Raw genomic sequence first — 26,318 nt, 5'->3', positions numbered from 1 at the left:
TCTGATCGGGGCATGTCCTCATCCGTCATCCGCGTTCGCGGCCTCACCCGGACGTTCTCGCTGGGCAGCGGCCCCGTGCACGCCGTCCGCGGGATCGATCTGACCGTCGGCCGCGGCGAGATCCTCGGCTTCCTGGGCCCCAACGGGGCCGGTAAGACCACGACCCTGCGCATGCTCACCACCCTGCTGCCGCCCAGCGGGGGCGAGGCCCGGATCGCCGGGCGCGATCTGCTCCGCGATCCGGCGGGCGTGCGCCGGCGGATCGGCTATGTGGCCCAGTCCGGCGGCCTGGACCCCGGGTGCTCCGTACGCGAGGAGCTGGTCACCCAGGGGCGGCTGCATCTGATGTCCAAGGGCGCGGCGGCCGGGCGTGCCGATGAACTCGCCGGTGAGCTGGGCCTGTCGGGGCTCATGGACCGCCCGGCCGCCGCCCTGTCCGGCGGCCAGCGCCGCCGGGTGGAGATCGCGCTGGGCCTGGTCAACCGGCCCGAGGTGCTCTTCCTCGACGAGCCCACGACCGGTCTCGACCCGGGAAGCCGGGCCGAGCTGTGGGACCTGGTGCGGCGCGTCCGCGCCGAACACGGCACCACGGTCTTCCTCACCACCCACTACCTGGACGAGGCCGACGCGCTCGCCGACCGGATCGTGGTCGTGGACGCCGGGCGGATCGTCGCCGAGGGCACCTCCGCCGAGCTCAAGAGCCGCTATGCGGGCGATCCGGCCGCGAGTCTCCAGGACGCCTTCCTGGCCATCACCGGCCGGGGCACGGCCGAGCAACCCCTCGCCATCTAGAGCCATCCAGTGCCATCCAGTGCCACCCGGAACCGACCCACCCAAGGGCCCCCTATGACTCTTCTCGCCCACACCGGCATCGTCTTCGGCCGCTGTCTGCGCTCAACGCTTCGCTCGAAGACCAATCTCTTCTTCGGAATGCTGCAGCCGCTGCTCTTCCTCGCCCTCTTCGGTCCGCTGCTGACCGAACTCGACATGGGCGTCAGCGGATCGTCCTGGCAGACGCTGGTCCCCGGGGTGCTCGTCCAGCTCGCCCTGCTCGGCGGGTCGTACGTCGGGCTCGGCCTGCTGATGGACCGCAACCTCGGCGTTCTGGACCGGATGCGGGTCACCCCGGTCAGCCCGCTGGCGCTGCTGCTCGGCCGTACCCTGCGCGATGTCGTCCAGCTGGTGGCCCAGTCGGTGCTGCTGGTGCTGCTCGGTCTGGCCTTCGGGCTGCGCGCACCGCTCCTCGGCGTGCTGCTCGGGCTGCTGTTCGTGGCCGTGCTCGCGGCGGCCCTGTCCGCGCTCTCCTACGGGCTGGCCATGAACGTCCGTACGCCCCCGGAGTTCGCCGCCATCGCCAACACGGCGGGCATGCCGCTGATGCTGCTCTCCGGGCTGCTGCTGCCGATGACCCTGGCCCCCGGATGGCTCGCGGGTGCCTCGCACGCCGTGCCGTTCCGCTACACGGTCGACGCGGTGCGCCAGGTGTTCCTGGGGCACTACGCCAACACCACGGTCGCCGTCGGGGCGGCCGTCACCCTGGCCCTGGCGGCGCTGTGCCTGCTGGGCGGGGCGCGCCTGTTCGCCCGGGTCCGCGGCTGACTCGGCCGTCTCTGGCCGCCTCAGTCGTCCTTGGCTCTGTCCCAGTCGTCCTCGGCTGCCTCAGTCGTCCTTCGCGGCCGTCTTCGCGGCGGCGCGGGGGCCGACCGAGGTGGTCGCGGGCTTGGTCACATCCGCGACCACCTCGACCAGATCCGGGCCGTACGCCTGCGAGTTGACCACCTTCAGCAGCAGGCAGAAGGAGCCCTGCGCGCCGTACTTCCGGGCCAGTCGGGTGCGGTTGCGGACGAGGTGGCGGACGGCGGCGCGGTGGGTGACCGGCCGTTGACCGGCGGCGAGGAAGACCGGGCGGCTGTCGTCGCCCGCCGTCAGCCGGGCCAGCAGCACATGCTCGACCGCGCCCGGATCCGGGCGGTAGTCGGTACCGGCGATGGTGAACATCCCCCGGTCCGTGCCGGAGTCGTCCCCCGCGTGCACGGTGACGCCCGGCAGTAGATTGGTCATATGGGCGGCGAGCCTGCGGTGCGCGGTCGGATCGCCGACGCAGAACTCGGTGCGTGCCCCGAAGCCTTGCAGCCCCGTGTCATGCGGGGCCACCTCGGCGTGCGCCCCGCAGTTCTCCACGACCGACGCGAGCCCCAGCAGCGCCAGCGCGTCATGGCGGGGGATGCTCCAGTGGGCCGAGGTGCTGTCCCGATGGGTGACCATCACACACTCCGAACCGTCCGGCAGACCGAAGAAGCGCTGCTCGCGGGCGCGCTTGCGGCGCGCGAACGCGGAGTGCACGGCCCAGCCGGCGGCCAGGCCCACGATCAGGGCGGCCGCGGAGGCGATCAGATCCTGCAGGGTGTCTGTCATGGCCGCGCATCGTAGCGGCCGACCGGGTACACGTTCGAGCGTACGGATGAACGAACGCCGAAACGGACACATGAACGGATGGGGGATGGATCGACCCCTGTTGGGGGTGCGTGGCTCGCGGGTAGGCTCCGGCCCCTGTCGTTTCGCTTGGAGGTCACGGATGGGGCACGCCGCACGACCAGCCGCATCGTCAACCAGGTCCATCACCGTCACATCCGCCGGGACGGCCGTCCGGCGCCGGTTGCCCGCGCTCGTGGCCGCCGCCGGAATGGTCGCGGTGCTGGGCGTCGCCCCGGCCGGTGCCGCCGGGCACGAGAGCGCCGGCAAGGGCGCTCCGGCCAAGACGCCCGTGGCCGTCGGCTACGGCGGCGCGGTCTCCAGCGTGGACCCCGACGCCTCGGCGGCCGGGATCGACGTACTGCGGCACGGGGGCAACGCGGTGGACGCGGCGGTGGCGACCGCCGCCGCGCTCGGGGTCACCGAGCCGTACTCGGCGGGTGTCGGCGGCGGCGGATACTTCGTCTACTACAACGCCAAGCGGCACAAGGTCTCCACGCTCGACGGCCGCGAGACCGCGCCTCGCAGCGCCGACCAGAAGCTCTTCCTCGACAAAAACGGCAAACCGCTGCCGTTCGCCGACGCCGTCACCAGCGGGCTGAGCGTCGGCACCCCCGGCACCCCCGCCACCTGGAACGACGCCCTGAAGGACTGGGGCACCCGATCGCTGGGGCAGGTGCTGAGGCCCGCCGAGCGGCTGGCCCGCGACGGGTTCACCGTCGACCCCACGTTCCGTCAGCAGACCGCCGACAACCAGGCCCGCTTCAAGGACTTCCCGGCCACCGCCAAGCTCTTCCTGCCCGGCGGCGAGCCCCCGGCGGTCGGCTCGACCTTCCGCAACCCCGACCTCGCCCGTACGTACGCGCTGCTGGCCAAGAAGGGTGTCGGCGCCATCTACAAGGGCGAGCTGGGCAGCGACATCGTCGACACCGTGCGCAAGCCGCCCGTCGACCCGAAGGCGCAGCGCGTCGTGCGCGCGGGCGATCTGACCGCCGAGGACCTGCGGTCGTACGGAACGAAGCGGCAGGCCCCGACCCGGACCGACTACCGCGGTCTGGACGTGTACGGCATGGCGCCCTCGTCCTCCGGCGGCACGAGCGTCGCCGAGGCGCTGAACATCCTGGAGAAGACCGACCTCTCCAAGCTCAGCGACGTCGAGTATCTGCACCGCTATATCGAGGCCAGCCGGATAGCCTTCGCCGACCGGGGCCGCTGGGTCGGCGACCCCGCCGCCGAGGACGTTCCCACCGAGGGGCTCACCTCACAGCGGTTCGCCGACTCCCGGGCCTGCCTGATCAAGGACGACGCGGTGCTCAAGAGCCCCGTACCGCCCGGTGACCCGAACAACCCGGCCGGGCCCGGCTCGTGCGACACCCGGGGCCACGTCGCCCCGACCACGTACGAGGGCGAGAACACCACGCATCTCACGGTCGCCGACAAGTGGGGCAACGTGGTGGCCTACACCCTCACCATCGAGCAGACCGGCGGCAGCGGGATCACCGTCCCCGGCCGTGGCTTCCTGCTCAACAACGAGCTGACCGACTTCTCCTTCGCGCCCGCCGACCCCGCCGTCCACGACCCGAACCTGCCGGGTCCGGGGAAGCGGCCGCGGTCGTCCATGTCGCCGACGATCGTGCTGGACGGCCACCAGCCGGTGCTGGCGCTGGGCTCCCCGGGCGGGGCGACCATCATTACCACCGTGCTGCAGACCCTGCTGAACCATCTCGACCGGGGCATGCCGCTGGTCGACGCGATCGCCGCACCGCGCGCCAGCCAGCGCAACGCCGCCCAGACGGAGCTGGAACCGGCGCTGTGGAACGGCCCGGAGCGCGCCAAGCTCGAGGCGCTCGGCCACTCCTTCAAGCAGAACCCCGAGATCGGGGCGGCCACCGGAGTGCAGCGGCTGTCCGGCGGACGGTGGCTGGCGGCGGCCGAGACGGAACGGCGGGGCGGCGGCTCGGCGATGGTGGTGAGCCCGAAGCGCTGACCGCTGACCAGGTACGGCGGGCTCCGGTTCCGGAGCCCGCCGTACTCCTGTCTGTCGGCCGCCGTCAGCCGTCGGTTAGCTGTTCCTCAGCCCAGCAGGCCGATGATCGCGTCCGCGGAGTCCGTCTCGCCGAGCCGGGGGAAGATCTTCTCGACGCTGTTGCGGTGGGCCTCGGCGTCCATGTCGGTCATGGCGTCGGTCGCGAGGGTCACGTGATACCCGTGCGCGTACGCCGCACGGGCCGTGGACTCCACCCCGATGCTGGTGGCGATGCCGCCGAGCACCACCTGGGTCACCCCGCGGCGGCGCAGCTGGAGGTCGAGGTCGGTGCCGTGGAAGGCGCCCCAGGTGTGCTTGGTGACCACGATGTCGCCGTCCTCGCGGCCGAGTTCCGGCGCGAGGTCGGCGAAGTCGGCCGGGAACTCCCCGCCGCCCCCGCCCCGCTGCGCCTCGGTGCGGCCCGGGGCCCCGGCCACCACCCGGACCAGGACGACCGGCAGCCCGCGCTTGCGGAAGGCGGCGGCCAGCCGGGCGCCGCGCTCGACGACCTCGGCGGTGGGGTGGACGGTGGGCAGTCCGGTGATGCCCTTCTGGAGGTCGACGAGGACCAGGGCGGTGTTCGGGTCGAGCGTGGTGGCGGGCACGGTGCCTCCTGGGGTGGGTCTGCGGGGCGTATGAGGGAACGGAAGGTGGTCAGGTGCGGGGCCGGGTACGGGCGCGGCCGCGCAGGGCCCGGTCGGTGGCGGTCAGCACCAGCACCGCGAGGCTGAGCGCACCCGCCACCATGGCGATGCCGTGCAGCCCGGCGGCGGTCGCCCGCTGCCCGTAGAAGAGCCCGATCAGCCCGGCGGCGGTGATCGCGCCCAGGTACTGCGAGGTGCGCTGGAGCCCGGCCGCCGCGCCGACGCTCGTCGGCGGGGCCTGGGTGTAGACGGCGGCCTGGTTGCCGGTCGAGGACAGCCCCTGCGGCAGCCCGAAGAGGACCGCGGCCAGCAGCAGCGCGACCAGCGGGGTGGACTCGTCGGCGAGCAGCAGCACCCCGCTCCCGGCGGCGAGCAGGACGGCCGCGAGGACGAGCGGTGCGTAGATGCCCTTCGTACGGGCGCCGAGCAGTGAGCACACGGCGGCGGCGCCCGACATGGGCAGCATGATCAGGCCCGCGCGGGAGGCGGAGTAGCCGTGCCCCTCCTCCAGCCACTGCGCGTATCCGTACATGACCATGTAGATGACCAGGTACGCCGTGCCGTGGCGGAGGTAGGTGAGGGCGAGGGAGCGGTTGCGCCCGATCATCCGCAGATCGATGAAGGGGCGGGGGCGGCGCAGCTGCCACCAGGTCAGGGCGCCCGCGAGCACCAGGACGACGGGCAGCAGCGCCCAGTTGGGCCGCGCCAGGTCCATCAGGAAGATCATGAGGGTGGTGAGGGTGGCGGTGAACAGCGCGATCCCGAGCGGATCGAATGCCGCGCCCGCCGTGCGGGCCCCGGAGCCCGCGCCGTCCTCCGCGCCCGTCATACGGGTCCTGGGGAGCCAGAGCAGCGCGAGCGCGATGCCGATGAGCGCCAGTGGCACATTGACCGCGAAGATCGCCCGCCATCCGGCGGTCGCGGTGAGCACGCCGCCCAGCACCGGACCGACCGCCGCGCTGCCGAGCGCGGCGAGTGAGAGCCGGCCGAGCACGGGACGCGGTGTCTCCCGTCCGGTGGCGAAGGACTGGGCGCGCAGCAGCGCCATCGCCGCCGGGTACGCCGCGGACGTACCGATGCCGAGCAGCACCCGCGAGGCGATCAGCCAGCCGAACGCGGGCGCGAGCGCGCCCACCAGCCCGGCGGCGCACACCACGAGCAGCCCGGAGAGGAAGACCCGGCGCGGACCGAGCAGATCCGCGAGCCGCCCCATCGCGGGCTGCGCCACGGCGCTGGCGAGGTAGAGGGAGGCCACCAGCCAGGCCGTCCGGGCGGCGCCGACCCCGAAGTCATGGCCGATGGCCACCAGGCCGGTGGCGATCATCGTGGAGTTGACGGGGTTGAGGACCGAGCCGATGAGCAGCGGGGCCATCAGCCGGGGGCCGAAGGGATCGGCGGGGGCGTGGCTCCCGCCCGCCGATCCGGTCGCCGGTTTGGCGGGCTTTCCCGCGGTGTCGGTCATTCCTGGACCAGTCGCTTCAGCAGGTCGGTGGCCTCGGCGAGGGTGCGGCGCTCATCGGCGTCGAGGCGGGTGTCGAGCGCGTCCAGCAGCCAGCTCTGCTTGGCCTGCCGTACGGACGCGATCGCCTGCCGCCCCCGCTCGGTGCTCGAGAAGACCACCTGCCGTCCGTCGGTCGGATGCGGGGCCCGCTCCACCAGCTCCTGCTCCTCCAGCGCCGCCAGGATCATGCGCATCGACTGCGGCCGGACGAGCTCGGCGCGGGCCAGCGCGGCGGTGGTCGTCGGCCCTTCGTTGTAGAGCCGACTGAGCACGGCGCGCTGGGAGGGGGTGAGCGCCCCCTGCGAGGAGGCCGCCCGCATGCGGCGCATCAGCTGGGTGACGACGCCGGCGAGGTCGACGGCGAGGTGCGTTGGATCATGCGGGGTCATGGTTGAAGCATAGGAAATCGACAGCCAAACTTGCAAGTTTGGCTGTCGTGTGCGGAGTAGGAAAAGCGCCCGTAGCACAGCCGTAACCGGTCCCGTAACACGCAGGGTGTCCAATGCGTGGCCTCGGGTTGTGCATCGTCCATCGTCCGAGGGGGAGGGGTGGCCATGGCGAGCGGGGAACTCCCGGCCGAGGTCGAGGAGTTCGCGACGTATCTGCGGGAGCTGACGAGACGGCTGGACGCGGGGGCGGGCTGGTACGGCGTCTTCGCCCTGCGCGACCCGGACGGGCTGCGGGCCTGTCTCGACGGCCTCGAGGTCCCGCCGTGGGACCTCGTCCAGTCCCTGCTGCAGGACCTCTCCGCCCAGCACGGCCCCGGTGCCGCCCAGGTGGCCGCGTCCCGCGCGGCGACCCTCTATCGAGCCTCGGTCGCGGCCCACGACGCCGGGCCCGGCCGCCGCGAGGCCCTCCGGGACCGCCTGGACGGCATGCTCCGCCAACGCCGGGGCGCCGCCCAACGCGCAACCGACCTCCGGTCGGCCCTGACCACCGCCGAGGACCCGGCCGCCCGGCACCGCTTCGCCGCGGAACTGGCCTGGGCCCACGACGACTACCAGCGCGCCACCGCCCGCGCGGAAGAACTCCACGCCCGCCTGGCCGCGCTTCCGGGTGTGTCCCGTCCCGCGCCGCCCCCGGATGCCGTGGCGGCGAGGCCCCCGGGCACCCTCGCGAGTGCCGCTGGGCCCGCCTGGGACGGGGCCGGTCGGGCAGGGCATCCGCAGGGGGCGGGGTTCGCGGTGGCGTACGAAGCGGTGGCGTACGAAGGGGTGGCGTACGAAGGGGAAGGCGGCGGCAACGCGGAGGTGGCCACCGGCCCCGGCACCACGCCACTCGGGCACGTCGCGCGGGAGGGCGGTGGCGGCGCGGAGGTGGCCACCGGCCGCGGCCTCGCGCCACTCGGGCACGCCGCGCGCGACCCGGCATCGGCCGGGCCGGCCGGCGAGCCGGCGGTCGCCGGGGGCGAGGAGCCCGCGCAGCCCTCGGCGGCGTCCCCCGGCCCGGTTACCGCCCAGCACACTCCTGCCCCCGCGCGGCCTCGGCCTCGCGGGGCGCGGTTCGCGGGGGTGGAGGAGGCGGACGCGGCTCCGCGACCTCGCGGGGCGCGGTTCGCGGGGGCGGGGGATGAGGGCGCCGCGGTGGCACCGACGCTGGCCCCGCCCGTGCCTCCCTCGGCGGAGAACGGAACCGAGGCCCGTGTGACCCCGGTGACCCCGCGTGGGGCGCGGTTCGCCGGGGCCTACGACGGCCAGGACGGTGGCAGGGGTCGTAAGCGGGACAGGGTGGCGGACGACGGGCGGCGGCTTGCCCGCGAGGCGGCGGAGCGTGCGGCGGCGCGGCGTGCCGCCCAGGAGGCGGTCGCGCGGCTGGGCCGGCTCCGGGCGGAGGGCCGCTCCGGCGAGGCCCATGTCGTGCTGTACGAGGCCGCCGTCTGGCCCGCCGCGTGGCTGCCGGTGCTCGCGGAGGAACTGGAGCGAGCCGGACTCGGGGCCGACGTGTCCACGCTGCTGTGGGAGACGGCGTGCCTGCCGCCCGCACAGCTCGCCGCGGCCGCCGAGGCGCTGGTCGCGGCGGACCGCGAGGCCGACGGCGAGGGGCTGCTACGGCAGAGCGTCTCGCGCCCCGTCCCCGAGGTGGCCCACACCGCGAAGGCGCTCCTCGCGGCGGGCGCTCCGGGCAGGGCCGCGTTCCTGCTGGAAGCGCTCGTACGGGCCCGTACGCCGGAGGACGCGGCGCGAGCGGCGGCCGAGGATCCCGCCACGCTGGTGCCCCTGCTGCTCGACGTGGCCGCCGAGGTTTCCTCCAGCACCCACCACGATCTGGCCCACGCCCTCCGCGCCGCGCGCCTGCCAGGTGTCCCCGGCCTCGCCTGAGGGTTTGGCGTGGTCGGCGTGGTCGGGTGCGGGTTTCGTTTCGCGCCTTCGGCGCAATTGAGCAGCGGGGCAGGGGGTGGGGGCGCGCGCCGCGTCGCCGGGCGCCGGGCCGGTGGGCGCGGGCGCCGGTGGCGGCATCTGTGCCCGGGAGCTGAGGCCGATGCCGGACGGCCCCTCCGGGTACCCCCCGAAAAAACGCTTGATCTGAAGCAACTAATTTGTCAAACGTTTTCGGGAGGGGTACCCCAACCCCTCGCGCTGTCCGGCACCGCCCCCAGCTCCCGTCCGGCGAAGCCGCCACCGGCGCCCGCATCCGTCGCCCCGGCGCCCGGCGGCGGCGCCGCGCCCCCCACCCCCGCCGCCGCTGCTCAATTGCGCCGAAGGCGCGAGACGAAACCCGCACCCATACGAGCCGAGAAGCCCGAGCGCCCCGCTCCCACCCGAATCCAAGACCCGATAAAACACGAAACGTGATCGTCTTCGTTGAGTAACGGCGGCGGTATTGCCAGAGTGGTCAGTGCGCTCTTACGTTCTTCACAGCCCGGATTCTACGTGCGTAGACACAGGTTGAGGAGCTCATCATGGCCAACCTCGTACGTGCCGCCCTCGTCCAGGCCACCTGGACCGGCGATACCGAATCGATGATCGCGAAGCATGAGGAACACGCCCGGGAGGCGGCCGCTCAGGGCGCCAAGGTGATCGGCTTCCAGGAGGTGTTCAACGCGCCGTACTTCTGCCAGGTGCAGGAGGCGGAACACTACCGGTGGGCGGAGGCGGTGCCGGACGGGCCGACCGTGCGGCGGATGCGGGAGCTGGCCCGGGAGACCGGGATGGTGATCGTCGTCCCCGTCTTCGAGCTCGAGCAGTCCGGCTTCTACTACAACACCGCCGCCGTGATCGACGCGGACGGCAGCTATCTCGGCAAGTACCGCAAGCACCACATTCCGCAGGTCAAGGGGTTCTGGGAGAAGTACTACTTCAAGCCGGGAAACCTGGGCTGGCCGGTGTTCGACACCGCCGTGGGCAAGGTCGGGGTGTACATCTGCTACGACCGCCACTTCCCCGAGGGCTGGCGCGAGCTGGGCCTGGCCGGGGCGCAGCTGGTCTACAACCCGTCGGCCACCTCCCGCGGCCTGTCGGCCTACCTCTGGCAGCTGGAGCAGCCCGCCGCGGCCGTCGCCAATGAGTACTTCATCGCCGCGATCAACCGCGTCGGCACCGAGGAGTACGGCGACAACGACTTCTACGGCACCAGCTACTTCGTCGATCCGCGCGGCCAGTTCGTCGGCGATGTGGCCAGTGACAGGAAGGAGGAGCTGATCGTCCGCGACCTCGACTTCGGCCTGATCGACGAGGTGCGCCAGCAGTGGGCGTTCTACCGGGACCGGCGGCCCGACGCCTACGAGGGGCTGGTGCAGCCGTGATCGGCGACATCAACGACGTCAAAGGCATCAACGACGCGAAAAGCGGCCCCCACGCCACCCTCCACGCCCGCCACCAGGCCGTACTCCCCGACTGGCTCGCCGTCTACTACCAGCGCCCCATCGAGATCACCCACGGCGAGGGACGCCATGTCTGGGACGCCGAGGGCAATCGCTACCTCGACTTCTTCGGCGGCATCCTCACCACGATGACCGCCCACGCCCTCCCCGAGGTCACCAAGGCGATCAGCGAGCAGGCCGGCCGGATCCTGCACACCTCGACGCTCTACCTCGACCGGCCCATGGTCGACCTGGCCGAGCGGGTCGCCGCGCTGTCGGGCATCCCGGACGCGCGGGTCTTCTTCACCACCTCCGGCACCGAGGCCAATGACACGGCCCTGTTGCTCGCCACGACCTACCGTCGCTCCAACCAGATCCTGGCGATGCGCAACAGCTATCACGGCCGCTCCTTCTCGACCGTCGGCATCACCGGCAACCGCGGCTGGTCGCCGACCAGCCTGTCCCCGTTGCAGACGCTGTACGTGCACGGCGCGGTGCGCACCCGGGGGCCGTTCGCCGGGCTGTCCGACGGCGAGTTCATCAAGGCGTGCGTGGCCGACCTGGAGGACGTACTCGGCCAGGCGCACGGCAATGTCGCCGCGCTGATCGCCGAGCCGATCCAGGGCGTCGGCGGCTTCACCTCCCCGCCCGACGGGCTGTTCGCCGCCTTCCGCGAGGTGCTCGACCGGCACGGGATCCTGTGGATCACCGACGAGGTGCAGACCGGCTGGGGCCGCAGCGGCGACCACTTCTGGGGCTGGCAGGCGCACGACGGCTCCGGGCCGCCCGACATCCTCACCTTCGCCAAGGGCATCGGCAACGGCATGTCGATCGGCGGTGTCGTGGCCCGTGCCGAGGTCATGAACTGCCTGGGCGCCAATTCCATCTCCACCTTCGGCGGCAGCCCCATCACCATGGCCGCCGGTCTGGCCAACCTCAACCACCTGGTCGAACACGATCTCCAGGGCAACTCCCGCCGGGTCGGCGGGCTGCTGATCGAGCGGCTGCGCGCCGCCTGCGCCGGTCTGGACGGTGTGCGCGAGGTCCGCGGCCGGGGGCTGATGATCGGCATCGAGCTGGTGGACCCGGGCACCGGCGAGCCGTCCCCCGAGGGCGCGTCCGCCGTGCTGGAGGCAGCCCGGGAGGGCGGGCTGCTCATCGGCAAGGGCGGCGGGCACAACACCAGCGTGCTGCGGATCGCCCCGCCGCTCAGCCTCACCGTCGCCGAGGCCGAGGAGGGCGCGGAGATCCTCGAAGCAGCCCTCAAGACCGGCCTGGAGACCACCCGGTCCGGAAGGAGCGCGAGCTGATGTCCCGTACCGTGATCCGCGGCGGGCTGGTCGTCACCGCCGCCGAGGAGACCCCGGCCGATGTGCTGATCGAGGACGGCAAGGTCGCCGCCCTCGCCACGCCCGGCAGCGAGTGGACCCAGGGCTGGACCGCCGACCGTACGATCGACGCCACCGGCAAGTACGTCATCCCGGGCGGGGTCGACGGGCACACCCATATGGAGATGCCGTTCGGCGGCACCTTCGCCTCCGACACCTTCGAGACCGGCACCCGGGCGGCGGCCTGGGGCGGCACCACCACCATCGTGGACTTCGCCGTACAGACCGTGGGCCACGCCCTGCGCGAGGGGCTGGACGCCTGGCACCTCAAGGCGCGCGGCAACTGCGCCATCGACTACGGCTTCCACATGATCCTCTCCGATGTGAACGAGAGCACCCTCAAGGAGATGGATCTGCTGGTGGGGGAGGGCGTGAGCAGCTTCAAGCTGTTCATGGCCTATCCGGGGGTCTTCTACAGCGACGACGGGCAGATCCTGCGGGCCATGCAGCGCGCCTCCGGCAACGGCGGGCTGATCATGATGCACGCCGAGAACGGCATCGCCATCGACGTCCTGGTGGAGCAGGCCCTGGCCGAGGGCAGGACCGACCCCCGCTACCACGGTGAGGTCCGCAAGGCGCTGCTGGAGTCGGAGGCGACGCATCGCGCCATCCAGCTCGCCCGGGTGGCCGGCGCCCCGCTGTATGTGGTCCACGTATCGGCCGAGGAGGCCGTCGCGGAGCTGATCCACGCCCGTGACCTGGGGCTTCCGGTCTTCGGCGAGACCTGTCCGCAGTATCTGTTCCTGTCCACGGACAATCTCGCCGAACCGGACTTCGAGGGCGCCAAGTACGTCTGCTCCACCCCGCTGCGGCCCGTCGAGCACCAGGCCGCGCTGTGGCGGGGGCTGCGGACCAACGACCTCCAGGTGGTCTCCACCGACCACTGCCCGTTCTGCTTCACCGGGCAGAAGGAGCTGGGCCGGGGCGACTTCTCCAAGATCCCCAACGGTATGCCGGGCGTGGAGCACCGGATGGACCTGCTCCACCAGGCCGTGGTGGACGGCCGTATCTCCCGCCGCCGCTGGATCGAGATCGCCTGCGCCACCCCGGCCAGGATGTTCGGCCTCTACCCGCGCAAGGGCACCATCGCGCCCGGGGCCGACGCCGACATCGTCGTCTACGACCCGGAGGCCCGGCAGACCCTGTCCGCCGAGACCCACCACATGAACGTCGACTACTCGGCGTACGAGGGCAAGCAGATCACCGGGCAGGTCGAGACCGTGCTCTCGCGCGGTGTCCCCGTCATCGACCGGCGGGAGTACACCGGACGCGCCGGGCACGGCCAGTTCCTCATCCGCGACACCTGTCAGTACCTGAGCTGACCCAGGGAGCGAGCATGGACTTCGGACTCGTGCTGCAGACCGATCCACCGGCCTCGGCCGTCGTCGAGCTGATGCGCCGCGCCGAGCGCAATGGCTTCGGCTACGGCTGGACGTTCGACTCCGCCGTGCTGTGGCAGGAGCCGTTCGTCATCTACAGCCAGATCCTGGCCCGGACCGAGCGGCTGATCGTCGGTCCCATGGTCACCAATCCGTCCACCCGGACCTGGGAGGTGACGGCCTCCACCTTCGCCACGCTCAACGAGATGTACGGCAACCGCACCGTCTGCGGGATCGGCCGTGGCGACTCCGCGCTGCGGGTGGCGGGGCGCAAGCCCAACACCCTCGCCCGGCTGGAGGACGCCATCGGCGCCATCCGCGATCTGGCGGAGGGCCGGGAGGCCGTCGTGGACGGCAGCCCGATGCGCATCCCCTGGATCGAGGACAGCAGGCTTCCGGTGTGGATGGCGGCGTACGGGCCCAAGGCGCTCGCGCTGGCCGGGCGGAAGGCCGACGGCTTCATCCTGCAGCTCGCCGACCCGTTCCTGACGGAGTGGATGGTCAAGGCGGTGCGCTCCGCCGCCGCCGAGGCCGGGCGCGATCCGGACGCGGTCACCATCTGCGTCGCCGCCCCCGCGTATGTCGGCGACGATCTGGACCACGCCCGTGAGCAGTGCCGCTGGTTCGGCGGCATGGTCGGCAACCACGTGGCCGACCTGGTCTCCCGCTACGGTGAGCACTCCGGCGCCGTGCCCGAGTCCCTGACCGCGTACATCAGGAGGCGGCAGGGGTACGACTACGCCCACCACGGCCGGGCCGGCAACCCGGACACGGCGTTCGTGCCCGACGAGATCGTGGACCGGTTCTGTCTGCTGGGCCCGGTCGAGGCGCATATCGAGAAGCTGGAGCGGCTGCGCGAGCTGGGGGTCGGCCAGTTCGCGGTCTACGCGATGCATGACGCGAAGGAGCGCACGCTCGACGCGTACGGCGAGCACGTCATCCCCGCGCTCACCGGCTGACCGGCTCGCCGCTTCAGCCGCACCCCGGCAAGGCATGGCCCCTTTTCCTAAGGAGGGGTTAATTCCGTTTCCGCGGCCGCTCGTCGACTATCGGCGGGCGGCCGCGGAGAACAAAAAGCGGGCCCCCGAATACCTTCGAACATGGTTACAATCACCTCGGTTTTTGTGCTCTGATGTGCGGTCGGCCGAACGACTCCTTGCCACAGAAGGGTTGGGCATGACACAAACCGAGGTACCGATAGATGTGGAGCTCCGGGGGCTCTACAAGGCCCACTATCGGTTTCAGTTCCTGAGTGCGGCATTCCAGTTAGGGCTCTTCGCACTGGCGGAGAAGGAGCCCGGCCTGGCCGTGGGCGAGATAGCCACCCGGCTGGGGCTCAAGGAGCAGCCCACCCGTATCCTCCTTCTCGGCTGTACGGTATTCGGGCTTTTGGACAAGAAGGGCGACGGCTACCACACCACCCCTCTCTCGAAACCGCTGACCGCCAACTTCGACGAGGCGCCCGCCTCCAACATTCCCTGGGAACAAGACGGTATCTACCGGGCGATGGCCTGGTTCTGTGAATCCCTCAAGGAAGACACCAACGTCGGTCTGCGGCGTGAGATTCCGGGAACGGCGTCCACCCTCTACGGGCGGCTCGCCGAAAATCCCGAACTGGAAGCCACATTCCACACCATGATGTCCTCGGTGAGCAGGCTCGTGGGCGCCGAACTGGGAGAGAAGCTCGACCTCTCCGAGTGCACCCACCTCCTCGACATCGGCGGCGGAACGGCCATCAACGCCTCCAACTTCGCCGCCCGCCGACCCGATCTGCGCATCACCATCGGCGATCTGCCCTCCATCGCGGCGGCCGCCAACCAGAAGATCGAGAAGCTGGGGCTGGCCGACCGGGTGCGGGCGGTGAGCCTCGACGCCTTCCACGACGAGTTCCCGAGAGGCTGCGACGGAGTGCTCTTCGCGCACTTCCTGGAGATCTGGTCCCCCGAGCGGGTCCAGGAACTCCTCGCCAAGGCCGCCCGCGCCCTCCCTCCCGGCGGCGCGATCTACGTGGTCACCCCGCGCCAGGACGACGACGGCACCGGACCCGAGCGGGCGGCGCTGCTGTCCGCGTACTTCCACACCATCGCCTCCGGCGAGGGCATGGTCTACACGGGCGCCGAGTACGAGGAGTGGTTCCGCGCGGTGGGCATCGAGCCCGCCGGACGGGTGCCGCTCGGCGCGGACACCGTCGTGATCACCGGCCGCAAGGCATAGTCCGGAACCAGGCGAGGACACCCCCGGCGGGCACGCCGTGCGATGCGGAGGTCGCGACGGCCCGTGCGCCGGGGGCACGACCCGCCCCGATCGGGAGGCGAACCATGGCCGGCGCCACGAGCCCAGCCACCCCGGGCCACGCGGACGGCGAGGGCGACCGCCCGCCGCCGCACCACCGCCACAAGTGGCTGATCCTGGGGATCTGCTGCATCAGCCTGTTCATGGTGGGCCTCGACACCACCATCGTGAACCTCGCCCTGCCGTCCATCCAGGAGGACCTGGACGCCACGCCCTCGGGGCTCCAGTGGACGGTGGACGCCTACACCGTGGTGCTCGCCAGCCTGCTGATGCTCTCCGGCTCCATGGCCGACCGGTTCGGCAGGCGCAGAACGTTCCAGACCGGGCTGCTGCTGTTCAGCCTGGGGTCGCTGCTGTGCGGGCTGGCGTCCGACACCGGTTCGCTGATCGCCTTCCGGATGGTGCAGGCCACGGGCGGCGCCATGCTCAACCCGGTCGCGGTCTCGATCATCGCCAACACCTTCACCGACCTGAGGGAGCGGGCCAGGGCGATCGGGATGTGGGGCGCGGTCGCGGGCGTGAGCATCGCGCTGGGGCCCGTCGTCGGCGGTGCGCTGGTGGACTCCACCGGCTGGCAGGCCGTCTTCTGGGTCAACCTCCCGGTCGCCGCCCTCGCCCTGGCCCTCACCGCGCTGTTCGTCCCCGAGTCCAAGGCCCCGCGGCCGCGCAGGCTCGATCCAGTGGGGCAGCTGCTGGTGATCGTGGCGCTGGCGACGCTCACGTTCGGCATCATCGAGGGCCCGGTCAAGGGCTGGGACTCGGCGCCCATCGTCGGCTGCTTCACGGTCGCCGTGGCCGCCGCGGTCTCTCTCATCCGCTATGAACTCCGCCGTGCCGAACCGCTGCTGGACGTCCGCTTCTTCCGCAGCCCCTCCTTCAGCGGCGCCATCGCCTCGGCGGTCTGCGGCTTCGCCGCGCTCGCCGGGTTCCTCTTCCTCAACGCCCTGTACCTCCAGGACGTCAAGGAGTTCTCCCCGCTGCACACCGGGCTGCTCACGCTGCCGATGGCGGCCATGACCCTGGTCTCCTCACCGCTCGCGGGCCGTATCGTCGGCGCCCGCGGCCCGCGCGTCCCGATGGTGATCGCCGGGGCCGGTACGGCGGCGTGCGGACTGCTGCTGACCCAGGTGCGGGCGGACACCCCGATCTGGTACCTGGTCATCGCCTATGTGGCGTTCGGCATCGGCTTCGGCATGCTCGACGCCCCGCTGACCTACTCGGCCGTCTCCGGGATGCCGCGCTCCCAGGCGGGGGTGGCCGCCGCGGTCACCTCCACCGGCCGCCAGGTGGGGGCGGCCCTCGGCGTCGCCGTCCTCGGCTCGGTCTCCACCGCCCGGGTGCACGGCCCCTTCAGCTCCGGGTTCCCCGGGGCCAGCCATCTGGGCTGGGCGATCATGGCCGGATGCGGGCTCGCCATCATGGCGCTGGGCCTGCTCACCACCGGCTCCCGGGCCCGCCGCCCGGCGGAGCCCAGCCCGGAACCGGCCCCCGACCAGCCCGCCGAACGCGTGCCGTGACCCCGCGCCGGTTCCCGTACTTCACCGAGGTGAGCGGTGATGTCGGTAAATGTATGGGTTCATGCCTTTCGCGGCGGTCGCTCCCTTCACCTCGATGACACCTTCCCGCAGTCGCCGTGCCACTCGCTGTCGCAGAGACATGATTCGATGAACGCATGATCGATGAATTTCTCGCCGGTGATCTCGGCGCGGTGGAGAAGGCGGTCCGCGAGGCGGTCGCCGAAGAGGTCATGCCGCGCTTCCGGCAGCTCGCCGCCCATGAGATCGTCGAGAAGCAGGGCCCGCACGACCTGGTGACCACCGCCGACCGGCTGGCCGAGGAGCATCTGACCGACGCCCTCACCAAGCTGCTGCCCGGCTCCGTGGTGGTGGGCGAGGAGGCGGTGCACGCCGACCCGGCCGTGCTCACCGCCCTCGGCGGCGACGCGCCCGTCTGGATCGTCGACCCGGTCGACGGCACCCGGCAGTTCGTCCACGGCGACCCCGGCTTCTCGACGCTGGTCACCCTCGCCCACCGGGAAGAGCTCCTCGCGTCCTGGACCTACGCCCCGGTGCTCGACCTGATGGCCATCGCCCGCCGTGGCGGGGGCGCGCTGCTGAACGGCGAGCCGATCCACAGCGGCTCCCCGGAGCCCGGCACGGTCCTCCACGTCGCCATCTCCCACTTCGACTTCACCACCGACGCGGAGAAGCGCACCCTGTCGGGCCTCCGGGCGCCGGGCGCCGAGGTGCGCCCCTGCGGTTCGGCCGGTCTGGAGTATCTGAACGTGGCCCGGGGGCTGCTCGACGCCGTCGCCTTCACCTGGGAGAACGCCTGGGACCACGCCGCCGGTCTGCTGCTGGTCGACGAGGCGGGCGGGGCACACAGCACGCTCGACGGCAAGCCGTTCCGGATCAGCGGGGGCAACGCCCTTCCTTTCACGGCGGCCAGGGACGAGGCGGCAGTTCGGCATATCCTGGGCCTGCTGGCCGACGCCGGCTGATCGTTCCACCGATACCTCGAGGACGAGGGGGAGCCGACGTGCCGTCCATGCTCGACGCGGTCGTAGTGGGTGCCGGACCGAACGGGCTGACCGCGGCCGTCGAACTCGCCCGCCGCGGCTGCGCGGTGGAGATCTTCGAGGCCGCGGACACCATCGGCGGGGGCTCACGCACCGAAGAGCTGACCCTCCCCGGCTTCCGGCACGACCCGTGCTCCGCCGTGCACCCCCTCGCCATCGGCTCCCCGGCCTTCGACCGGATGCCGCTGTCCCGGTACGGCCTGGAGTGGCTCCACCCCGAGCTGCCGCTCGCCCACCCCTTCCCGGACGGCACGGCCGCGGTGCTGGCCCGCTCGGTCGGCGAGACCGCCATGTCGCTCGGCCCCCGCGACGCCGGCACCTACCGCCGGCTGCTGGCCCCCTACCTCGGCCGCTGGGCCACCCTCGCCCCCGATCTGCTGCGCACCCACTGGGACGGGGTGCCCCGCGACCCGATCACCTGGGCCCGCTTCGGGCTGCACGCCCTCCAGCCGGTCTCGCTGCTCGCCGGTCCGCTCCGTTTCCGCGACGAGAAGGCGCGCGCCCTGTTCGCCGGGCTGGCCGGGCACGCCATCGCGCCCACCAGCTCCCCGGCCACCGGCGGCCCCGCCCTGATGTTCGCCGTCGCGGCCCATGAGGTCGGCTGGCCGATCCCGCGCGGCGGCTCCCAGTCGATCGTGGACGCGCTGGGGGCGTACCTGCGCGCACACGGCGGGACGATCCACGTCTCCACCGAGGTCAAGCGGCTCGACGAGCTGCCGCCCGCCCGCGCCTACATCTTCGACACCTCGCCGCGCGCCCTGGCCCGTATCGCCGGTCTCGGCAACGCCTACCGCCGCTACCGCTACGGGGCCAGCGCCTTCAAACTCGACTACGCGCTGTCCGGCCCGGTCCCCTGGACCGCGCCCGACGCCCGCCGCGCGGGCACCGTCCACGTCGGCCCCACCTCGGGCGAGATCGGCGCGGCGCTACGGGCCGCCGTCGAGGGCCGCGACCCCTCCTCCCCGTTCCTGATCACCGCCCAGCCCAGCCTCCTGGACCCCTCCCGCGCCCCGGAGGGCAAGCACACCTTCTGGGCCTACGGCCATGTGCCCAGCGGCTGGAAGGGCGACGCCACCGAGGTGATCGAGCGTCAGATCGAGCGCTTCGCCCCCGGCTTCCGCGATCTGGTCCTGGCCCGCGCGGCGGCCGGCCCACCCGAACTCGCCGCCCGCAACGCCAACTACATCGACGGCGACATCGCCTGCGGCGCCTTCGAGGGCATCCAGGCCGTCATACGCCCCAAGCTGGCCCGCGTCCCCTACGCCACCGCCCACCCCGCGGTCTACCTCTGCTCCTCCGCCACCCCACCCGGCCCCGGCGTCCACGGCATGTCCGGCCACCACGCGGCACGTGCGGTGTGGCGGCGGCTGCGGGCGCGGTAGGGGGGAGGGCCCGGGAGGGGCCTGGGGCGGTCTCAGCGCGGGACAACAGCGCCTCAAGTGCGGGATGGTGCCTCAGTGCGGGATGGTGTCGATGACCTCGCGGGCGCCCTGCCGGAGGAGTGCCACCGCGACCGACGTGCCCAGGGTGGCCGGGTCCAGGGGGCCCGCCCATTCGTGGGCGTCCAGGACCGTCTTGCCGTCGGGGCTGAAGACCCGGGCGCGCAGCGAGAGGCGGCCGTCGCGCTCGGCCCTGGCGTAGCCCGCGATGGGGGAGTTGCAGTGGCCCTGGAGGACATGCAGCAGCATGCGCTCCGCGGTGATTTCCTTCCAGACCGCGGCGTCGCCGAGTCCGGCCACGGCCTCGATCGTCTCGGTGTCGTCCTCCCGGCACTGGAGCCCCAGCACCCCGGCCCCGATCGGCGGGCACATGGTGTCCACCGGCAGGATCTCGCTGATCCGGTCCGTACGGCCGATCCGCTCGAGACCCGAGACGGCCAGCAGCAGCGCGTCGCAGTCGCCCGCGTCCAGCTTCTCCAGCCGGCGGTTGGCGTTGCCGCGCATCGGCACGCACTCCAGCTGCGGGTGGGTGATGGCCAGTTGGGCGACGCGGCGGACCGAGGAGGTGCCGATCCGGGTCCCCGCGGGCATCTCGTCGAGGGTCAGCCCGCCGGGGTGGATCACGGCGTCGCGGATGTCGTCCCGCTTGAGGTACGCGGCGAAGACCGTGCCCGCGGGCAGCGGACGGTCGGCGGGCACGTCCTTGATGCAGTGCACCGCGAGATCCGCCTCACCCGCCAGCAGCGTGGCGTCCACCTCCTTGGTGAACGCGCCCTTCCCGCCCAGCTTCGACAGATCGCCCATCCAGCGGTCGCCGGAGGTGGTGACCGGTACGACCTCCGTACGGATCCCCGGCCGCAGCGCGGCGAGCTCGGTACGGACCCGTTCGACCTGGGCGAGAGCCATGGGGGAGGAACGGGAGACGATGCGGATCAAATCGGCGGACGACATGGCGTAGAGGATAGGCCCTCGCGGCGGGCGCTATGTCCCGGCCCCGGGGAACCCCTCCGCGACCAGGGCGGCGAGGTCGATGTGGGCGTCGAGGGTCTTGGGGGCGAGTTGTTCGAGGCCGATGTCACGCTCGGTGGCCAGATGTTCGTCGTACGGCACGACGACCACACCGCGGCAGCGGGCCCGGAACCCCTCCGCCAGATCGCCGTCGGAGGCGGTCTCGGTCTCGGACGACCTGTTGATCACGGTGATGGCCTGGCGTACCAGCTCCGCATGACCGCCTTCCTCCAGCTTGTCCAGGATCGTGTGCGCGCTCCACCTGTGCTCGGCGGACGGGCTGGTGACGATCAACAGCTGGTCGGCGAGGTCGAGGATTGCCTGTCTGGCGTTGAGGAACGAACCGGTGTCGGCGAGGACGACCGCGTAGCGGCCGCTCAGGTCGGCGAGGACGCGGCGGGGTTCCTGGTCCGTGGGCCGGGTTCTCGGGGTCGTGCGGGCGCCCGGTGCGGAGGGCCCCGCGAAGATCTCGAGCCCGGACGGTGCCCGCCTGGTGTGACCCACCTCGATGCCCAACGGTCCCGCGCCGAACGCGGCGACCTTGTCCTCGCGTTCGCTCGCGAGGATCGAACCGAGCACGAGCGTCGTCGCGGTGTGCTCGGTCCCCACCGTGCAGGTCACCGCGACGCGGTGGCAGGACGGCAGCGGCGTACGGATGAGGTCCAGCTTCCGCTGTCGCTGCTCCGCCCTGGCCGACCGCCCGCCGAGCCCGACGAGCGCGGCCAGGCGCGAGCGGGTGGAGCGAGGGGGCTGCGGCGGCTCGGGAGCCGCCGTGTCCGGTGTCTCGTCTGTCTCGTCTGTCTCGTCCGGCGGTGGGGCGGGGGCCGCGGTCCCGACCTCGTACGACGTATTGGGCAAGGTCAGCACGGGCGGCAGACACTGGACGAGGACGTCCGCCACCCGGCCCGCCGACGGACGCCTGCCCGGCCGGTCGTCCAGACAGGCGGAGATGATCGAGATCAGCTTGGGTTCGCGCCATACGGCGTCCGTCTGGGAGAGCTGAGCGGTCGGCTGCGCGTCGCTCAGGGCGCGGAGGATCTCGCCCAGGGCGTAGACGTTGTCCGCGTCGGTGGGGGCTTTCGGGCGGCGGTCGTTGATGCTCGCGTCGGTCCAGCCGATGAGCTTCACCGTACGGCCGACGACGAGCACGGTGTCCGCCGTAAGGGTCCCGAGAACGACGCCCTTGAGCGCGCACATGTTCACCGCCTCGGCGATGCGGAGGCCGATGGTGGCGGCGTGCACGGCGTCCAGCCGGGGTGAGCCGTCGGGCCTCCGGCCCAGGAGCGTGGACAGCGGTGGGGCCGGTGAACCGTCGGGCAGGTGGATGAACTCCTGGGTGAGCCACGGGGGGTCGAGGGAGGAGGCGTCCGCGAAGAGCCGTGGCGCGTAGTGCCCGGCCATCCGCCGCAGCGCCTCCGCCTCGGTCCGCAGCTCCCGCCTCGCGCCCTCGGCCCCGGCGGTGCGGATCACCACCTGCCCCCTGGGATCGCGTGCCGCATGAGCCAGATAGACGCTGTAGCCCCGGCTGCCGCCCAGCCTGCGCTGGGCCCGGTACCGGTCGAACGACGGCAGGCCGCTCTCCGGCTCCGTGCCGGGAGCGGGAGCGGAGTCGGACGTGGCGCCGGGGGACGCCGACAGCGGGGGTGTCCTGGACAGGTCCTCGCCGCACGCGTCACAGTAACGGTCGTCCGGTTCCAGTCGATTGCCGCACAGCAAGCAGAAGGCGGGTCGCTCGGGCCGTGGGCTCCGGGGGTGGGCCTGCGGCACCCCGGCGTCCGGCTGGAAGGCGGTGAGGAACTCCCAGACCTGCGCGGCCGTCGGGCGGCCCCGCCGCTCCAGGCATGCCATCACCATGTCCCGGACCGGCCGCCACGCGTCACCGCTCCAGCGCGGCATGTCGTAGGCGTCCCGGCCGTACGCGTACAGCTGCCCCCCGCCGCCGAGGCACAGCAGGATGCCGCCCAGCGCTCCGACATTCTCCTCGGGAGTGGGCGGGCCGCTCCCGAGGGTCGTCGGGGACGGCGCGCCGTCGATGCGGGCCGAGGACCAGCCGGTCACGAAGACGTCCTCACCGGCGATGTGCACGGTGTTGACGGTGAGGTCGCCGTGCGCCATCCCCTCGGCCGCGCATACGCGCACCGCGTCCGCGATCCGCCGGGCGATCGCGAGGGCGGTGTGCCCGTCCCATTGATCGGCGCGCTCGAACAGGACATCGTGCAGCCGGTGGCCGAGGAACACTTCTTCGGCCACCCACGGGACGTCCTCGTCCAGCCCCTCGCGCAGCAGCCGGGGCGCATGGCGGCCGTCCATCCGGCGCAGTGCCTCCGCCTGTACCCCGAGCAGGGCCGCGGCCTGTGGCGCGGGAAGCTCGGGAACGACGGTGACGACGGCCTCCTCGCCGTAGGCGTCATGGCCCAGATAGGGCACGACGCGCGCTCCCCGCGGTCCGGCCCTCAGCAGCCGGTACGGGCCGAGCACCCGCGGATCGCGGGATGCCAGAGGGTGCCATCGCACCCCAGTCGTCGGCGTCGTGATCAGCGACGGCCGCGGCGGCGCCCCCAGCCGGGCCGCCAGCCGTCGCTCCACCGTGCTGAAGGGCCGGGCGCCGGGCGGGAGCCGGTCGCTGCCACCCGGGTCGGCCAGCCAGGCCGGGAAGTCGGGGGAGCGGCCCGCCAGTTGCTCAAGACGACGGCCGATGAGTCGGCTGGTCGCGACCAGCTCCGCCAGCGGCACCGCGCCCAGCAGCGCCCGCTGTGCCGCGTCGGTGAAGGTGAAGGGGCGGTGTTCGGGCGGGAGCGGGTCCGAACCCGCCGAGGCGGGCGGTTCGACGGGGCGCATCAGCCCGCCCAGGAACACCTCGGCCAGCCGTCCGGTGTCGGTCCGGCCGTCCACCGCCTTCTGCACCATCCGCATCACCGGCACCGGCAGCGGTGCCACGGCGGCGAGATGGGCCGCCAGCCGGTACGCCTCCGGGGACGCCGCGTCCCGGAAGCGCTGGACGCGGCCGAGCTCATCGGCCGGGGCGGTGACGGCGGCGGGGCCGGGGACGGCCGCCGGGCCGGGGACGGCGGCCGGGCCGGGGACGGCGGCGGCGGGGGCGGTGCGGGGGCCGTCGTGCGGGCTGTCGTGCGGGCCGTCGTGTGGGTCATCGCGCGGGCCGTTGCGCGGCGGGACCAGCAGCGGGAGGACCGCCGTACCGCTCGCGGAGGCGATCAGCCGGGCCCAGTCGGCCAGCGGCCCGGCGTCCGGCTCCAGTACCGGAACCGGCACTCCGTCGAAACGCGCCAGGGCGGCGGGCAGCACCGGATCCGCGACCGTCCAGTCCGCGTTCGCCGAGCCCGGTCTGCGGGTGCGCACCTGCCAGCGCCGGGTCCGGATCCCGGAGCCCTCCCACAGCCGGGGCGGCAGCGCGTGCACCACCGCCGTGGGGCCCAGCCCCGCCCAGCGCGCCAGCACCTGGCCCATCCGCCCGTCCCGCCACGCCGCGCCCACCCCGTCGCTCACCACGAGCACCAGCGTGTGCCCGGAGGGGTCGGACAGCGCCGTCGTGGGCAGCAGGGGGGCCTCTGGGGCGTAGGGGCGGGCGCGCAGCGCGGGGGCGCCGCCGCCGCGCGTGTGCAGGCCCAGCACCCGGACGACGCGGAAGGCGCCCGAGCGCTGCAGTACGGTCCGCAGCTCGACGGCGAGCCGCCGCCACAGCAGCATCGACATCCCGTCGTCGATGACGAGCGCGAGATCGAGCCAGCGTTCGCGGGCGGGGCGGGTCACCACGTCCGGCAGACCCGTCTCGGCGAGCGCCGTGGCCGTGGCGGCCTCGTCGAACTCCCGCTTGAGCGGATTGGGGCGGTGCTGTTTGAGCGGGCGCAGGGCACGGCCGATGGAGAGCTCCTGGTGCAGCGCCTTGTCCTCGGGCACGCGGAGCGGCAGCGCGCGCCGCGTCTCCGGAGGCACGCCCTCGGCGCCCTCCGCACCGGGTCCTTGGCCGCCGCCGTACAGACCGCGCAGCCGCTGATCGCCACCGCGCGGGGTCCGGGCGGGGCGCTGCTCCGGCGGGTCGTCCGGCCGCCCCTTCGCGGAGGCGGACGGCTGGGCGCCGGGCTCGCCGCCGTTGGTGTGCGCGGTGCGGGCGGGCGCGGTCGGCCGGCCGGTCCGCTGAGCGGACGCGGGCGGCGAGGCCGTGGTCGCGGGGCGGGGAGCGGGCTCGGGGCGGGTGGCGGGCAGCGCCGCCCCGCCGCGGGTCACCGCGCGGGCCAGGGGCGCCCGCTCGGCGCCGTCCTCGGGCAGCCGTCCGGCCAGCCAGAGCGCGTCGAGCAGCTCTTCCCTGGACAGCTCGAGACCGCTGGAGGCGAGGACCGCGATCGCCTCGTCAAGCCGCCCCAACGGCCTGGCGGGGCCTTGCCCGGCGCGGTCTCGCCCGGTGCCGCCGCCCCCGGGTCCGCCTTGTGTGGTGTCGCTCTGCCTGGTGCCACCCCGTGTGGCGTCGCTCTGCCCGGGCTCGCCTTGTGTGGCGTCCCCCTGCCCGGTGCCGCCCTGCGTGGCGTCGCTCTGCCCGGTGCCGCCTTGTGTGGTGTCGCCCTGCCTGGTGCCGCCCCGTGTGGTGTCGCCCTGGCCGGGCCCGCCCCGTGTGGGGTCGCCCTGGCCGGTGCCGCCTTGTGTGGTGTCGCCCTGCCTGGCCCCGCCTTGCGTGGCGTCCCCCTGCCCGGTGCCGCCCTGCGTGGTGTCGCCCTGCTCGGCGTCACCCTGCCTGGCCCCGCCCCGCTCGGCGTCCCCCCGCTCCACGTGTCACACCGCCCCGCCCAGCCGGTGCAGCACCGCTTCCAGCAGCCCGTCCGCCGTCACGTCCATGCCGCCCGCCCGCAGGAACACGGCGTTCAGCAGCTGGTCGGTCGCCAGCTCGCGGGCCGCCCGGCGCCGGAGAAACGCGTCCAGCAGCTGATCGACGTCCTCCAGCGCGTCGTCTCCCAGATGCGCGGTGACGATCGCCCGCAGCCGCGACTCGTCGGGGGTGGGCAGCTCCAGCCGGACACAGCGGCGGAGGAAGGCGGGCGGGAAGTCGCGCTCACCGTTGCTGGTGATCACCACGACCGGGAACTCCTCGCACACCAGTCGGCCCCGCCGCACCGTGGCCCGCTCGCCCGCCCGCTCGGTGAGCACCTCCACCACCGACTGCTCCTCCGGCAGCCGGGCCAGCTCGGGGATCTCGAACTCGCCCTCCTCGAAGACGGTCAGCAGGTCGTTCGGCAGGTCGACGTCGCCCTTGTCGAGCTCGTCGACGAGCAGCACCCGGGGGCGTTCGCCCGGCACCAGCGCGGTGCCCAGCGGCCCGAGCCGTACGAAGCTGCCGATGTCGGGCTCGGCCTCGCCGCGGTCGCGCGTCAGGGCCGTCTCGCGCAGCCGCCCGATCGCGTCGTAGCGGTAGAGCGCGTCCTGCACGGTGGAACGGCTGTTGACCGGCCAGCGCAGCACCTCGGCCAGGTCCATCTCATGCGCGATCGCCCGCGCGAGCGAGGACTTGCCGGTCCCGGGGCTGCCGGTGACGAGCAGCGGACGCCGCAGATGGAGGGCCGCGTTGACGACGTCCGCGTGTTCGGGCTCGATCAGATACGGCGCCGGGCGCGCCGGACCGGAAGCGGACGGCGCCCGCTCCCCGTCGGGCGCCGCCTGCTCCCCGGCGCCGAAGCGGCGCCACGGCGGGGCGGGTGGCATCTCCACATGTCGGGGCACGCCGTCCCCCCGGAACAGCCGCCAGTCGGGCTCTTCCCGTGGATTCATCGGGGAACCTCCCTCTCGGC

19 protein-coding genes are annotated in these 26,318 nt (G+C 72.9%); 12 read left to right on the top strand and 7 right to left on the bottom strand.

The window, feature by feature from the left end; genetic code table 11:
• Window positions 1-12 precede the first annotated feature (12 nt).
• Both JK364_RS22925 and JK364_RS22920 read left to right on the top strand, forming a co-directional pair.
• The gene (locus tag JK364_RS22925) at window positions 13-792 is read left to right on the top strand and encodes an ABC transporter ATP-binding protein (protein ID WP_201853032.1); all 780 of its coding nucleotides are present in this window, start codon (window positions 13-15) and stop codon (window positions 790-792) included.
• A 54-nt stretch (window positions 793-846) separates the two neighbouring features.
• Complete coding sequence (locus JK364_RS22920) at window positions 847-1,599, top strand: ABC transporter permease (protein ID WP_201853031.1); 753 nt, start codon at window positions 847-849, stop codon at window positions 1,597-1,599.
• A gap of 60 nt (window positions 1,600-1,659) precedes the next feature.
• Here JK364_RS22920 and JK364_RS22915 read toward each other — a convergent pair whose 3' ends face one another.
• Entirely contained in the window at window positions 1,660-2,415 is a 756-nt protein-coding gene (locus JK364_RS22915) for a hypothetical protein (protein WP_201853030.1), read from the bottom strand.
• Window positions 2,416-2,683: 268 nt separating this feature from the next.
• Here JK364_RS22915 and ggt point away from each other — a divergent pair, with 268 nt between their 5' ends.
• Complete coding sequence (gene ggt / locus JK364_RS22910; RefSeq protein ID WP_201853307.1) at window positions 2,684-4,459, top strand: gamma-glutamyltransferase; 1,776 nt, start codon at window positions 2,684-2,686, stop codon at window positions 4,457-4,459.
• Between the two features lie 86 nt (window positions 4,460-4,545).
• Here the strand turns inward: ggt and JK364_RS22905 are convergent, their stop codons facing one another.
• From JK364_RS22905 to JK364_RS22895, 3 genes are read right to left on the bottom strand one after another with little or no spacing between them, the layout of a single operon-like run.
• Entirely contained in the window at window positions 4,546-5,103 is a 558-nt protein-coding gene (locus tag JK364_RS22905) for an isochorismatase family protein (RefSeq protein ID WP_201853029.1), read from the bottom strand.
• Window positions 5,104-5,152: 49 nt separating this feature from the next.
• Window positions 5,153-6,604 (bottom strand): MFS transporter, encoded by a 1,452-nt coding sequence (locus tag JK364_RS22900; RefSeq protein ID WP_201853028.1) that lies wholly within the window; start codon window positions 6,602-6,604, stop codon window positions 5,153-5,155.
• Complete coding sequence (locus JK364_RS22895) at window positions 6,601-7,032, bottom strand: MarR family winged helix-turn-helix transcriptional regulator (RefSeq protein ID WP_201853027.1); 432 nt, start codon at window positions 7,030-7,032, stop codon at window positions 6,601-6,603. Before JK364_RS22895 ends, JK364_RS22900 begins: the two co-directional genes overlap by 4 nt.
• A gap of 165 nt (window positions 7,033-7,197) precedes the next feature.
• Between JK364_RS22895 and JK364_RS22890 the strand changes: the two genes are divergently transcribed.
• The 9 genes from JK364_RS22890 to JK364_RS22850 all read left to right on the top strand — a co-directional run bounded on the left by JK364_RS22890 (window position 7,198) and on the right by JK364_RS22850 (window position 19,461).
• Window positions 7,198-8,961 (top strand): hypothetical protein, encoded by a 1,764-nt coding sequence (locus JK364_RS22890; RefSeq protein WP_201853026.1) that lies wholly within the window; start codon window positions 7,198-7,200, stop codon window positions 8,959-8,961.
• 581 nt (window positions 8,962-9,542) lie between these two features.
• On the top strand, window positions 9,543-10,385 hold the full coding sequence (locus tag JK364_RS22885; protein ID WP_201853025.1) for a nitrilase-related carbon-nitrogen hydrolase: 843 nt from the start codon (window positions 9,543-9,545) through the stop codon (window positions 10,383-10,385).
• Window positions 10,385-11,752, top strand: a complete 1,368-nt coding sequence (locus tag JK364_RS22880) for an aspartate aminotransferase family protein (protein WP_307841375.1) — start codon at window positions 10,385-10,387, stop codon at window positions 11,750-11,752. Before JK364_RS22885 ends, JK364_RS22880 begins: the two co-directional genes overlap by 1 nt.
• On the top strand, window positions 11,749-13,152 hold the full coding sequence (hydA, locus tag JK364_RS22875) for a dihydropyrimidinase (RefSeq protein ID WP_201853305.1): 1,404 nt from the start codon (window positions 11,749-11,751) through the stop codon (window positions 13,150-13,152). Before JK364_RS22880 ends, hydA begins: the two co-directional genes overlap by 4 nt.
• Window positions 13,153-13,166: 14 nt before the next feature.
• Window positions 13,167-14,168 carry a TIGR03842 family LLM class F420-dependent oxidoreductase gene (locus tag JK364_RS22870; protein WP_201853024.1) on the top strand — a complete coding sequence of 334 codons (1,002 nt, stop codon included), beginning with the start codon at window positions 13,167-13,169 and terminating at the stop codon, window positions 14,166-14,168.
• 217 nt (window positions 14,169-14,385) lie between these two features.
• Window positions 14,386-15,423, top strand: a complete 1,038-nt coding sequence (locus JK364_RS22865) for a methyltransferase (RefSeq protein ID WP_201853023.1) — start codon at window positions 14,386-14,388, stop codon at window positions 15,421-15,423.
• Window positions 15,424-15,527: 104 nt separating this feature from the next.
• Window positions 15,528-17,018 carry an MFS transporter gene (locus JK364_RS22860; RefSeq protein ID WP_201853022.1) on the top strand — a complete coding sequence of 497 codons (1,491 nt, stop codon included), beginning with the start codon at window positions 15,528-15,530 and terminating at the stop codon, window positions 17,016-17,018.
• Window positions 17,019-17,173: 155 nt separating this feature from the next.
• Entirely contained in the window at window positions 17,174-18,001 is an 828-nt protein-coding gene (locus JK364_RS22855; protein WP_201853021.1) for an inositol monophosphatase family protein, read from the top strand.
• A 47-nt stretch (window positions 18,002-18,048) separates the two neighbouring features.
• Entirely contained in the window at window positions 18,049-19,461 is a 1,413-nt protein-coding gene (locus JK364_RS22850) for a phytoene desaturase family protein (protein ID WP_201853304.1), read from the top strand.
• Window positions 19,462-19,533: 72 nt separating this feature from the next.
• Here JK364_RS22850 and hemC read toward each other — a convergent pair whose 3' ends face one another.
• The 3 genes from hemC to JK364_RS22835 are packed head-to-tail and all read right to left on the bottom strand — an operon-like array spanning window position 19,534 to window position 26,298.
• A complete protein-coding gene (gene hemC / locus JK364_RS22845) occupies window positions 19,534-20,469 on the bottom strand; it encodes a hydroxymethylbilane synthase (RefSeq protein ID WP_201853020.1) in 936 nt (311 codons plus the stop codon).
• A gap of 30 nt (window positions 20,470-20,499) precedes the next feature.
• Complete coding sequence (locus tag JK364_RS22840; protein WP_201853019.1) at window positions 20,500-25,305, bottom strand: SAV_2336 N-terminal domain-related protein; 4,806 nt, start codon at window positions 25,303-25,305, stop codon at window positions 20,500-20,502.
• 3 nt (window positions 25,306-25,308) lie between these two features.
• Entirely contained in the window at window positions 25,309-26,298 is a 990-nt protein-coding gene (locus tag JK364_RS22835; RefSeq protein WP_230992376.1) for an AAA family ATPase, read from the bottom strand.
• Between the last annotated feature and the right edge of the window lie 20 nt (window positions 26,299-26,318).

Origin of the sequence: Streptomyces endocoffeicus, assembly GCF_016741935.1 — a bacterium.
Taxonomy (GTDB): Bacteria; Actinomycetota; Actinomycetes; order Streptomycetales; family Streptomycetaceae; genus Streptomyces; species Streptomyces endocoffeicus.
Note: the sequence above shows the minus strand (reverse complement) of the source record. Positions and strands in the feature narration are given on the sequence as shown.